A 12,771-nucleotide genomic window follows, 5' to 3' on the forward strand; every position below is an offset into this window, starting at 1 on the left:
TGGGGCCGTCCTACTCGTCCTACTTGGAGGCGCCAAGTGGTTCGCTGATCGATTGACCGAGGACCTCCTCGTAGCGCCGGATGTATTCGGCGGCGGTGGTCTTGTGGTTGAAGCGGGTTTTGGCGTCGCGCATGATGCGCTGCAAGTGGGCTTCGCGGACCTCGGCCGGGAGTCGATGGAAGTTGATGGCTTCGTCGATGGCCCAGCGCAATCCGCCGTTATCGAAGACCCGGAAGAGGAAGCCATTGCCGGATTCCGCATCGACGTTGAGGTGCTCGACCGTGTCGTGCAGGCCGCCGGTGTCGTGGGCGATGGTCATGGCTCCATACTTCGGTGCGATCATCTGCGGCAGTCCGCAGGGCTCGAAGGATGAAGGCATCAGGACAAAGTCGGCAGCGGCATAGCCGAGGTGCGACAAGTCTTCACTGAAATCGCAGACCGCGACCTTGTCGTGAAGCTTGTGGGTTTCGACGATGTTTTTGAAGTGCGGTTGATAGGATCCACTGGCGATGACGGCGATTTGTAGCCCGTCCTCCTTATAATCGTTGATCAGTTGATAAAGGATCTCGGTGACGAGGTGGCAGCCTTTTTGAACCGGGTCGAGGCGGGATGGCCAGAAGAGGAGCGGGGCGTTGGGATCGACTTTGAGTCCGAGCGTTTCCTGGAGGCGCTTTTTGTTGGCGGCTTTGCCGGCCATCACGGTGTCGACGGAGAAATGATCCTTGATGTAGCTGTCCCTGACCGGATTGAAAGAAGGATCAGGGGCATTGAGGATGCCGCTGGCGGCCCCGTGCTGGCACTTGGCCCAAAGCTCGTGGCGGATGTGGCCGGGAATGTGGTTGTGAACACCGTCGACGACCTCCGAGAGGAATTTCGGGCTGACCGAGTTGACGTGATCGGCGGACATGATCCCGGTGGCCAGGAGGTCGACCGGATTGGCATTACGGGACTCCTCGTAGTTGTGGGGTTGATGCTTGTAATAGAGGTACTGCCAGAAATCGGCGGCATCGATGCCTCGATCCTCGATGGTTTCGAGGGTCATCCGTTCGGTGTGGATGTTGTGGACGGTGAAGATTGACTTGATGCCGTGACGTTTGGCAACGGCGGGAATGAGTCCGGTCATCCAGTCATTGCAGTGGATGAGGTGGGGCCGGACCTGAGGAATGATGTGGTTGATCACCTCGCGTTGGAAGGCGAGCGAGATGAGGTGGTTCTCCTTAGCGCTGTAGACTCGCTGGCGGTGATAGAAGACGCGGTCTTCGGCGAGGTGAATGCGCTGTTCCGGGAGTGCCCGGCTGACCCTGCCGAACTCGTATTCGTGCACATGGGCGACATCGAGGTGGAACATCTTCCGGTAGTTCGGAAGGGCGACGTGGACGTCAGCGCCTTGATCATAAAGGGCTTTGACAAGTGAGGCCGAGACGTCCGCCATCCCTCCAGCCTTGGCCGAGAGTCGCTGGGCGAGATTGCCCATGCCCTCCGGGAGGTAGGTAATCTCGGGAGTAACGACGAGAATTCGGGGCCTGGTTTTTTCGGGAGGTTTGGCTGGAGAAGTCACTTGAGCTTTTATCTTTGGTTCATGTTAGCGGTGGATTGACCGAGGTGAAAGAAAGAATGAGTCCGATGTCGGAAGAAGTCTGTCAGTGGGTTTGCTCTTGCCCGAGCGAAGGGTGGGGGGCATGGATGCGCCATGACTTCTGAATTGGAACAGCTTTTTGAGTTTCTGCGCTTTCCGAGTATCTCGACGGACTCCCGACATGCGGGTGATGTGCGCGCCTGTGCCGAGTGGTTGGTTGGCAAATCGACGGCGCTGGGATTGTCAGCCGAACTTTACGAAACCCCGGGCCATCCGGTAGTGATCGCGAAGAACAAGCATCAGCCCGGCCGACGGACCGTTCTGATCTACGGTCACTACGACGTGCAGCCCGTCGATCCGCTTGACCTCTGGACGAGCCGGCCTTTCGAGCCAGAGATTCGCGATGGAAAGATCTGGGCGCGGGGTGCCACGGACAACAAGGGGCAGATGTTTTCCCATCTGTTGGGGGCAGGAAAGACCATCGCCGAGAAGGGTGACCTGCCGGTGAACCTGACGTTCCTTTTCGAGGGAGAGGAGGAGATCGGCAGTCCCAACCTTGCTCCCTTCCTCAAGGAGCACCGGGAGATGCTGGCCTGCGATGTCATTGCGGTCTCCGATACGGGAATGGTGGCACCCGGTGTGCCGACCATGGGCTATGGCCTGCGCGGAATCTCGTGCTGTGAAGTGATCGTGCATGGACCTAACAAGGATCTGCACTCCGGATTGTTCGGGGGTGCGGTGGCAAACCCGGCAACTGCCGTAGCTCAACTTGTCGCGAGCCTGCACGACGCCGAGGGAAAGGTTCTGGTCGAAGGGTTTTACGACGACGTGCGTCCGCTGGAAGCGTGGGAGCGTGAAATGTGGGCGAAGGTGCCCGGGGTTTCCGATGCCGATTTTCTCGAGGTCACGGGCTCGCCTGCGACGTTTGGTGAGGCGGGCTACTCGGCTGCTGAGCAAACATGGGCGCGCCCCACGGCGGAGGTGAATGGTATTGCCGGGGGCTATCAGGGTGAAGGTTCCAAAACGGTGATTCCGGCGAGCGCGATGGCGAAGTTTTCGTTCCGACTTGTTCCCGATCAGGATCCGGCTGACATCATGAAGAAGGTGCAGGCTCACTTTGATAAGCACCGCCCGGCGGGTGTCCGGATCGAAGTCGTGCCGGGGCACGATGGTCGACCCTATCACGTCGATCCCCAGGCTGAATTCGGCAAGGCGGCGCAAAGGGCGCTGAAGACGGCTTTTGGAAAGGAGCCGATGTTGATTCGCGAAGGGGGAAGTATTCCGATCATCCAGGACCTGAAGGATATTCTCGGAGCCGACACATTGCTCTTGGGGCTGGCGTTGGCCGATGCTCAGATCCATTCTCCGAACGAGAATTTCCCGGTCGAAAACTTTGAGTCGGGGATTCGTCTGAATCAGGCTCTGCTGGAAGAACTTTCAAAGTAACAAGATGTCCGAAACTGAAACACCGAAGCTCGATTTCATCCGTGAAATCATCGCCGCCGATTTGGCGAGTGGGAAACACGCGACGACGATAACGCGTTTTCCTCCGGAGCCGAACGGCTACCTGCACATTGGTCATGCGAAGGCGATCTGCTTGAGCTTTGGCATTGCGCAGGAAAATGCTTCGACGGGAGCGAAGTGCCATCTGCGATTCGATGATACGAATCCCGAGAAGGAGGAAAGCGAGTATGTGGAGAGCATCAAGGAGGATGTGAAGTGGCTAGGATTCGACTGGGGCGATAATCTCTATTTTGCCAGCAACTACTTCGACTACTTTCATGACTGCGCCGTTGAATTGATCAAGAAGGGACTGGCCTATGTGGACCGGCAGTCGCCAGAAAAGATCAAGGAGACACGTGGCAATCTGCAAGTGCCCGGAACGGCATCCCCGAGCCGCGATGCATCCGTGGATGAGAACCTCGAGCTCTTCGCCAGGATGCGGGCAGGTGATTTCAAGGAGGGAGAAGCGGTGCTGCGTGCGAAGATCGACATGGCGTCACCGAACATGGTGATGCGTGATCCGGTAATCTACCGGGTGCTTCATGCCCACCATCACAACACGGGAGATGCCTGGTGCATTTACCCGATGTATGATTTCGCCCACCCCTTGGAGGATGCCAAGGAACACGTCACGCACTCGCTGTGCACTTTGGAATTTGAAATTCACCGCCCGTTCTACGAGTGGGTGATTGCGAACTGTCCGGTTCCAGCGAAGCCACGTCAGATCGAGTTTTCCCGTCTCAATCTCAACTTCACGGTGATGAGCAAGCGCAAGTTGCTGACGCTGGTGAAGGAGGGTCGGGTGAATAGTTGGGATGATCCGCGCATGCCGACGCTATCAGGGCTTCGTCGACGCGGTTATCCGGCGGCAGCAATTCGTTCCTTCTGCAAGGGGCTGGGAATCACGAAGTTCAAGGGCACGACCGACATCGCCTTGCTGGAGCATGAAGTGCGAGGCCATCTCAATGAGGTCGCGCCGCGCCGCATGGCGGTGCTCGATCCGCTCAAGCTCGTGATCACGAACTACGAGGAAGATCGTAGCGAGGAGGTGCCCGTGCCGAATCACCCGGGCAAGCCCGAGATGGGCGAACGCCATGTTCTGCTGACCCGCGAACTGTGGATCGAACGTGATGATTTCATGGAGGACCCTCCGAAGAAGTTTTTCCGTCTAGGACCCGATCGCTACGTCCGGCTGCGCGGTGGCTACATCGTGAAGTGCACCGGATTTGAGAAGGATGCTGAAGGCAATGTTAGCGAAGTGCACTGCGAGTATCTGCCGGGAACAATCGGCAGCGATGCGCCGGAAGGCGTGAAGTGCAAGGCGGCGATTCACTGGGTATCGGCAAAAGAAGGTCGTGAGGCGGAAGTGCGTCTGTATGACCGCCTCTTTTCCGTCCCGGACCCCGATGGAGCGGACGAGGGCTTCGTTTCCGTGTTGAATCCGGAGTCCCTTAAAACGGTCACCGCGTGGGTGGAGCCCATGCTGGCGGATGCCGAGCCTGAAACGGTCTATCAGTTCGAACGGGTCGGCTACTTCGTGGCGGACCGTCGAGACCATGTGGCTGGCGAGAAATTGGTATTCAACCGCACGGTGGCGCTTCGGGATTCCTGGGGAGGAAAGAAATGAAGATCGGGCTGGCACAGATCAATGCGGTGATCGGGGATTTCCCCGGGAATGCGAAACGCCTGCTCCAGGCTTATCGTGAGTGCATTGAAAAAGGAGCGGAACTGGTGGTGACGCCGGAGATGAGCTTGGTGGGATACCCACCGAGGGATCTCGTGTTCAAAAGCCAGTTCGTGCCGAAATGCCTGCAGGCGCTCGACTATCTGGCGAGCGAGACCCGAGAGGTTCCCTTGCTGGTCGGCTACGTGGACCACAACGATGGCGATGCGGTCGGTAAGCCCTTTCGCAATGCCGCGGCCTTGTTGGTGGATGGCGAAGTGAAGGCGAAGGTCTGGAAGACCTTGTTGCCCACCTACGATGTCTTTGATGAGCGTCGCTACTTCGAGGAATCGCCGTCATGCGAGCCGATGGAGTGGAATGGCAAGCGTCTCGGCGTGACGATTTGCGAAGACATCTGGACGGAGGATTTTCTTCAGCGTCCTTTCTATGATCGCGATCCCGCCGAGGAGTTGGTGACGAAAGGCGTGGATGTCCTGATCAATCTTTCAGCCTCGCCATTTCATCTCGGAAAGCCTGCAGGGCGGAGGGCGATGCTGGCTGGGGTTGCCAAGGAGGCGGGCGTGCCGGTGGTCTATTGCAATTCGATCGGGGCGAACGATCAGCTCGTCTTCGATGGACATTCCCTGGTTGCCTGGCCGGATGGCGGGGTGGTGGAGATGGCGGGCTTTGAGGAGGAGTGCAGGGTGGTCGAAATTTTCGATGATCCATTTTCCAATGCCCAAACGCTGTTGCCGCAGGCGGTCGCTGAAGAGCAGCTGTGGAAGGCTCTGGTTCTGGGACTGCGGGACTATGTGGGGAAGACGGGATTTAGTTCGGTTTGTCTCGGGCTGAGTGGCGGAATCGATTCCGCGCTGACGGCGGCGGTGGCTGCCGAGGCTCTGGGGCCGGAGAATGTGCATGGCCTGACAATGCCGAGTCCCTACTCGTCGGGCGGCAGTGTGGACGACTCGTTTGCGCTGGCGAAGAATTTGGGGATCCGCTGCGATGAGGTGGGAATTACGGAGATTTTCGGCGCGGTAAAACGGGCGATGGCTCCGCTTTTCGAGGGGATGAAGGAGGATGTGACGGAGGAGAACATGCAGGCGCGAACCCGCGGGCTGCTGCTGATGGCTCTATCTAACAAGTTCAATCATCTCCTGCTGACGACGGGAAACAAGAGCGAGCTGGCGGTGGGATACTGCACGATTTATGGCGACATGTGTGGAGGTCTGGCGGTGATCTCCGATCTTCCGAAGACGAGGGTTTTCGATGTCTGCCGATGGTTGAATCGCGAGCGTGAGGTGATCCCATGGAACACCATCGAGAAACCGCCGAGTGCCGAACTGAGGCCGGACCAGAAGGACCAGGATACACTGCCCGAGTATGATGTGCTGGATGGCATTCTAGAAGCTTACGTCGAGCGGCAGCTCTCGGCCGAAGAGATTGTGGCTTTAGGCTTCGATGAGACCTTGGTCCGCTGGGTCCAGCGGCGGGTGGATCTCAACGAGTGGAAACGTCAGCAGGCAGCACCGGGAATCCGCGTGACCTCGAAGGCATTTGGGATCGGCCGACGGATGCCCATTGTGCAGCGCTTTTTGGGATGAAATTGCGTGTTTTCCCGGAATGCTTCTTTTCGGGTGGGAATGCCGATGATACAGCCCCCGGCAGATGACGCTTGATGAGGCCAAAAAGGTGCTCGGTTTGAGTCCCAGTGAGGATCCTGCGGGCCACGTGGAGGAATTCACGGCGGCACGGGAACGGATTGCTGAAATGGTGCGGAATGCTTCCAACGAAACCATTGAGCATCGCTACCAGTATAGTCTTCTGGAATTCGACAAGGCGCTGGCGGTAGTGCGCGAGGAAATCGAACGCAAGAGGCGCGAGAAGCTGGCTCAGATCATGATCCTGGTGCCCGGGGCGGTCGCAGGTCATCAGAAGGTCTCATTTAAGAAGCCGGAGGTCCTTGAAGAAAAGGAAGAGCCGAAGGCGGAACCCGGGAAGACAGGGATTTCGCAGGGAAGCAAGGCCGAGGAAGCGGATTCAAAAACCGGGGAATTGGAGGAGATCCTCCTTCCGGAAGACAAGCCATCCGAACTCCCACCGCCGCCTCCCACCAAGCCGGCGGGCGAGCTGGGGAAGCCGGCGACGGCGCCGGTTTCCGATGATGATGATGAGGATCCTGAGGTTGAAAAGAAGGGGAGAGGTCGGCGGATGGCCGGCTATGCGCTGATCATCCTCTTGCTTGGCGGGCTGGGTGTGGGCTGGGTTTACACCCGCATGGAGGCCGAGCGTAAGCAGCGGAATCTCGAGCGCGTCATGCTTCTCGAAGAAGTGGGGGCCCAGATGGTGGAGGCGCGTCGATGGGATGAGGCAACGCAGGCCTACTCTGAAATCGCCGATCTGGATCCGGGTTCGCAGCTCGCCGAGAACGGCATTCGAAGTATCGAAGTGGGCATGGCGGAGGAGCAGAGGCAGTTCGTCGGCTACTGGACGGGCGAATCCTTGGCCGCACTGGAGGCCGGACGGATTGATGAGGCTGAGGCCGCCGCCAAAAAGGTGCTCAAGAAGTATCCCGAAGAAATGGAGGCAGCAGAGCTGCTCTCGAAGATCGAGGCGGAGAAGCTCGTGAAAATCCGTCAGGAATGGGAGGGCAAGATCAGGGCGTCGATCGAGAGCGGGACATGGAGTGAAGCGGAGTCCGCACTGGAATCATTTTCCTCAGAGCTGCCTGAGGACCCCCTGATTCAAGAGCTGGGTGATCTCATTGCCGAAAAGAAGGAACAAGAGCGGAAAGATCATGCCAGGGCTCGGGAGTTGGCGGAGGCGGCTCGTCTCCGCGATCAGGGAAAGTATGACCCCTTGGCACTCGAGTGGATGCGTGAAGCGGTGGCGCTCGCTCCGCATGATGCCGAGATGAAGGCACTTTATGAAAAGCTGGCTTCCTATTCGAGGACCCTGCGGATTCCCGAGGATTTCAAGTCGCTGGCGGATGCCCTTGGCGAAGCTCGCGACCGCGATCGCATCGTCCTGGCAGAGGGGAGCTTCGAGGCGGGTGTTGTCGTGAATTCCGCGGTCCAGCTCGAAGGGGTGGGCGAAGGGAAAACGATCCTGAAAATGGCCGCGCAGGAAGGACCGGTTTTGACATTTGGCCCGGGTTCCAAGGGCGCCACGGTGACAGGTGTGGTTCTTCAGCACGAGGGCTTCGACGCCGGCACAAGCCGTTATCCCGTCGCTTTGGTGCGGGGCTCGGAAATGGAGTTTTCCGACTGTGAGTTCCTCGAGGCTTCCGGCCATGGAATGGCTGTCGTGGATGGCGGACATGCAATTGCCCAACGCTGCGTCTTTCGAACCAATGGCTGGGATGGCGCTGCGGCGAGTGGTGCGGGAAGCCGGATGACGATCCATGAATGCGAGTCGACCGGGAACTTTGGTCACGGGTATGAAATCTGGGATGGAGCGTCTGCGGTGCTGAGCGATTCCAAGGGATCCCGGAACAGTCGCAATGGCGTGCTCGCTGACTCTGCGGCGGAAGGCATTGAGATTCGTGGTGGCGAGTTTTTCGGGAACCGCGAGTATGGCATCGTCCTGAATGCCGGGGCCTCCGGCAAAGTCGCGAACAACAGCTGCTATGCGAACATGATGGGAGGCGTGGTGGTGCGCTTCGCCGCGATCAGCATGGTCGTTGAAGGAAACAGGATTGAGAAGAACTCCGGTCCTGGACTGATTCTGGAACAGGGTCTTCGGGCTGAGATATATGATGGGAATTCGAGCCGCCTGAACAGTGGTGAGGAGCTGATGTCGGGAGTGCGCTTCGACGAGTAGGAACTCTTCTGAGAGGCCGCGCTTGACCCGGGCGGGGCCGAACCCTAGGAAACGGCATGGAACCGCTGTATGAGGGTAAAGCAAAGCGACTTTGGGCCACGGAAGATCCGGACATTCTTCGGATGGAGTTCAAGAACGATGCCACCGCATTCAACGGCGAAAAGAAGGCTCAGTTCGAGGACAAGGGCCGCCTTAATAACGAGATCAGCACACTGATCTACGGGTTTCTTGAAAAGGAGGGAGTGCCGACACACTTTGTCCGTCAGATCGATCCAACCAATGTCGAGGTCCGGAAAGTCGACATCATCATGGTCGAGGTGATTATTCGGAATCTGGCCGCAGGTAGTTTTTGCAAGCGGACGGGTGTCGAGGAAGGCACGCCGTTTTCCCAGCCGATCATTGAGTTCAGCATCAAGAGCGATGAGTTGGGTGATCCCTTGGTGAACGATGATTACATTCGTGAACTGAAGCTGGCATCACCGGAGGACCTGGCGTTTCTCAGAAGCTCGGCACTGAAGGTGAACGAAATTCTCAGCAAGTTTTTCGGTGAGTGCGGTCTGAAGCTGGTGGACTTCAAGCTTGAGTTCGGACGGCTCGAGTCGGATCCGTCGAAGATCGTGCTGGCCGATGAGATCAGCCCGGATGGTTGCCGCCTCTGGGATCTGAAAAGCGGGGAGAAAATGGACAAGGACCGCTTTCGCCGTGATCTCGGTGGCGTGATGGAGGCCTACGCGGAAGTCCTCGAACGGGTGAAGGCCGCGGTGGCCTGATCCTCTTCAGTCGAAGGAGAAGAGATCGACGCTGAGAAGTTCGAAGCTCTCGGCAGAGATGGTGAAAGGGTTGGTCTCCCCTTGAATCGATCCGTAGTAGATGCGGTTCGTTCCGACGGGGACGGAGCCGACCGTGAGCTGTTTGACTCCGAAGCCGGCGTCCTCGCCTTGGGCATTGATCAGTTTGGCGTTGATGGAAATCACCATGTCGGGATCCGCCAAGGCCTTGCGGGCGGCTTCGTGATCGGGGCGGAGCCAGGAGCGTGCCTTGAGTCCTGTTAGATGCTTGAGGAATCGATTGGCGCGATCGATGGCAAGCTCCGGAGTGCGATCCTTGCCGTCCTCGATGGCTCTCCAGGTTTGCGTGCGTGCCTTGTATACCAGAGTGAGTTCCGGGCTGTCGCGGAGCTTTCGGACGAGGCCCTGAACATCATACTCCGAGATGCCCCAGAGTTGGGTATCCCGCCATTCCCAACTTTGGAGAGGAATGAGCCCCAGCATCGCCGGATCGATCTTGAAAACCGTGGTTGTGCCAGCCCGCATCGCGAGGATCTCGCCATCCTTGTTCTGTGCGAAATCGAGCTGGATGACGGTGTCGTCGAAGCCAAGAAAGCGCAGGCTGAGGAATGGTCGGTCGAGCCCGTAGGGGCTGAGATCGGTGGCGGTGTCCGAGACGAATCCCGCCACTTTGGCTTCCGTAATCGTCTTCAGCAGACTGAAGAGCGCGGTTTCGTTAGGGGCGCGCATTTCGCCGTCGAGCAGCACTTCAAAGCGGGCTTTCGGATCGTCGCGTTTGATGAAGATGTTGTCGCTGTTGGTCGAGGCTATCAGAATGCCCTGGATCTGTGCGGGGTTGATGGAAGTCAGCGTCGGGTCACGGAGCTCGTTAACGGAGAGGGGGAGATCGGCGAGGGCGACGGGGGCTTTTTCATCCTCGGTCGCTGGCGTCGTGTTTCTGAGGAGCTCAAAAACCGCATTCGGGCGATCGCTGATCCGAGCCAACACGGTCGGAGAGCCGGGTGATTCGGGTGGGTAAATTTCGAGAATGGTCTCAGTGGTTTGGCCGAAGAGCTGAATGGCGATCTGGTCGACGGCCGAAGGGTCATCCGTAGGCAAGGTGACTTCGGAGCGATTCATTACCCTGATGGCTTCAAGGTCGTAGAGGCCCTGAACGAGGCGGTAGATGGAATCGCGGTCAGACTTGAGCTCGAGGGGTTTGACGATTTTCCAAAGCTCCTTCGGCTTGTCGCGGGAGAGGAGCATCTCGCCACTGCGGTTCTTGATGCGCAGGGATTGGACGAGGGGCGGATAAAAAAGGAAGGGGTGATGGTCGCGAAGGCGCTTGAAGCCATCGGTCAGCATCGAGTGGATGTCATTGGGGTCAGTGGAGGCGTAAATGAAATCCTTGCGGTTCTTGTCGCGCGGCTGAACGAAGATGGTGGGGATGGTTTCTCCGGTTTCGGCTTCGGTGCCGAGCCAAGCGGTCCGACGACCCAGCACATATTTGGAAAGGGTTTCGCCATCGTGATCCCTGATCCAGATGCCAATCCATCCGTCCTCGAGCCCGAGGGTGTTGCTTTCCACTTTCTCGATTGGGAGCGCACCTTCGACGCGTGATCCCAGCGTGAATGAAACGAGCTGCTGGGCAATCCGGGGATCCATCCGGTCTTTCCATGGAGAGACGATTTCCCAACCGTTCTCGGTGCGTTGGCAGTAGGCCTTCACGCCATTGCCTTGCAGACCGATATTGCTGACCGTGGCGGGATCGAAGTCGTAAAGTGTGTCTCCGATGGCTGTCGCCGGGGCGCCGAAGACCCGGGCGAGGCTTCCATCCGCCATCCTGATCGCTGCTAGGCCCACCGAGATGAAGGCGAGCAGACCAAGGAAAAGAGTGAAGACGACCGAGCGCATGACGGATTCAGGAGCGTCGCGAGGACCAGACGAGAGCTCCGATCAGTAGAGCGAAGCAGGGCACAAAAATGAGGTTCACGCGGTTGATGAAAGCAACCTGTGGCTTGAGGATGGGAAGCTTGTAGAGACGCAGGCTGCGAGGCCCCTCGCCGGCCAGTTCCTCACGTCCGACGAGCCAGTTGGCGCAGCTTCCGAGGAAGTCCAGATTTTGAACCTGGGCATTCTTCGGCTCGAGGAAGTCGGTGTTCGAGATGACGACCATTTTCGAAATCTCTTTGGCGAGGAGTTCGTCATTCGGCGCGCCGCGAATGACGGCGGCAGCGAGCCCCACGGGACCGGGCGTGTCCTCGCGCGGGTCGAACTCGATCTTCTCTGCGGGAAACTTGGTTTCACCCCAGAAGTTCGGCCAGCTTTCGAGCAAAAGCAACGGAGTGATGCCCTTGGTCAGAAGGGCGTTATCACCCTCGCGCACGTCGAGGCTTTGGGTGTGCCCCTCGAACAGCGTGTTCTTCTCCCAGAGATCGCGGGTGAACTCGGTGCCCGATGTGAAGCGGCTGGTGACCGCCGTTTGAATCGCTCCGCCTTTGACGGTTAAAACGCGATCGTGGCGTGGCGTGATGCCGTTTCCGCGGAGGAAGGCGCGGAGTCGGGGCGGCACGTCCTTCTCTCCCGTGGTGATGAAAATCGAGGATTTCGGACGATTCCAAAAGCTCTCTAACAGCTTGATCTCGTCGGCACTGAGGTCGTAGGCCGGTGCGATGATGGCAATGCAGTTGATGTCCTCGGGAATTTCGTCCACTCCGGCAAAGGGAACCCGCTCGGGAAGAATGTTTTGAGAGACGAGGTTGGCGCTGAGGACAGACCAAGTGGCGCTTCCTTCGGTATTGAGGTCACTCTTGTCGGAAAGCACCCACATTTTGCGGGGTTTGCCCTCGATGGAGCTGACAAGTCCGGCTCGCAGGGCGTCCTGACCGAGGAAGCCGACGACACGGCGCTGGTTGTTGGCGTCGGTCTTGTAAACCACCATGTCCTCGAACTTGACGATGTTGACGTGGGGGCTGACCTGTTTTTCCGTCGAGGTCTCGCGCTCTTTCGCGCTGCGCGCATCGATGATCACGAGGTCCTGCTGGAAGATGATGCCATATTCCGCGGCAAGGGTCTCGGCCTTGTCATTGGCACGGATGGGATCCACGAATCGCAGCTTGATCTTTCCCTTCGAAAGGCGGGCGTATTCCTCGGCAATCGGCCGGATGCGGCTGTAGTAGGGCGCATCGGCTCGGAAGACCACGGTCATCTCGATCGGGTCTTCGCGCTCCGTGATGTTCTCGGAGGCGAGGTAGCGGGTGGTGGAAGTCGATAGCGTGAAATCCAGGTCTTCGCTCAGATCGAAGGGGCGATAGAGCTGGGAGGAGAGGAAATTGACCGCGAGGAAAATGACCACGACGAGCACGACTTGCAGCACCGACAGGAAGCCGATGCGGAAGCGTTTCACCGGTCGGGCGGTGGTATTCGATTCAGGGCTCATG

At 58.4% G+C, this 12,771-nt stretch carries 8 protein-coding genes; 5 read left to right on the top strand and 3 right to left on the bottom strand.

What is annotated here, in order from left to right; translation table 11 throughout:
* Positions 1–19: 19 nt before the first annotated feature.
* A complete protein-coding gene (locus tag ACFQY0_RS01770) occupies positions 20–1,474 on the bottom strand; it encodes a glycogen synthase (protein WP_379708450.1) in 1,455 nt (484 codons plus the stop codon).
* Between the two features lie 216 nt (positions 1,475–1,690).
* Here ACFQY0_RS01770 and ACFQY0_RS01775 point away from each other — a divergent pair, with 216 nt between their 5' ends.
* The 5 genes from ACFQY0_RS01775 (at position 1,691) to purC (ending at position 9,334) form a co-directional block, all read left to right on the top strand.
* Positions 1,691–3,022 carry a dipeptidase gene (locus tag ACFQY0_RS01775; protein ID WP_379708452.1) on the top strand — a complete coding sequence of 444 codons (1,332 nt, stop codon included), beginning with the start codon at positions 1,691–1,693 and terminating at the stop codon, positions 3,020–3,022.
* Positions 3,023–3,026: 4 nt separating this feature from the next.
* On the top strand, positions 3,027–4,706 hold the full coding sequence (locus tag ACFQY0_RS01780) for a glutamine--tRNA ligase/YqeY domain fusion protein (RefSeq protein ID WP_379708454.1): 1,680 nt from the start codon (positions 3,027–3,029) through the stop codon (positions 4,704–4,706).
* The gene (locus ACFQY0_RS01785) at positions 4,703–6,346 is read left to right on the top strand and encodes an NAD+ synthase (protein WP_379708456.1); all 1,644 of its coding nucleotides are present in this window, start codon (positions 4,703–4,705) and stop codon (positions 6,344–6,346) included. Before ACFQY0_RS01780 ends, ACFQY0_RS01785 begins: the two co-directional genes overlap by 4 nt.
* 64 nt (positions 6,347–6,410) lie before the next feature.
* Entirely contained in the window at positions 6,411–8,564 is a 2,154-nt protein-coding gene (locus ACFQY0_RS01790; RefSeq protein WP_379708458.1) for a right-handed parallel beta-helix repeat-containing protein, read from the top strand.
* A gap of 56 nt (positions 8,565–8,620) precedes the next feature.
* Complete coding sequence (gene purC, locus ACFQY0_RS01795; RefSeq protein WP_379708460.1) at positions 8,621–9,334, top strand: phosphoribosylaminoimidazolesuccinocarboxamide synthase; 714 nt, start codon at positions 8,621–8,623, stop codon at positions 9,332–9,334.
* Between the two features lie 6 nt (positions 9,335–9,340).
* Here purC and ACFQY0_RS01800 read toward each other — a convergent pair whose 3' ends face one another.
* Both ACFQY0_RS01800 and ACFQY0_RS01805 read right to left on the bottom strand, forming a co-directional pair.
* Positions 9,341–11,245, bottom strand: coding sequence for a DUF4340 domain-containing protein (locus tag ACFQY0_RS01800; protein WP_379708462.1), 1,905 nt, complete (start codon positions 11,243–11,245; stop codon positions 9,341–9,343).
* A gap of 7 nt (positions 11,246–11,252) precedes the next feature.
* The gene (locus ACFQY0_RS01805; protein ID WP_379708464.1) at positions 11,253–12,770 is read right to left on the bottom strand and encodes a DUF7088 domain-containing protein; all 1,518 of its coding nucleotides are present in this window, start codon (positions 12,768–12,770) and stop codon (positions 11,253–11,255) included.
* Between the last annotated feature and the right edge of the window lies 1 nt (position 12,771).

The sequence above is a fragment of the Haloferula chungangensis genome (genome assembly GCF_042664875.1).
Lineage (GTDB): Bacteria > Verrucomicrobiota > Verrucomicrobiia > Verrucomicrobiales > Akkermansiaceae > Haloferula > Haloferula chungangensis.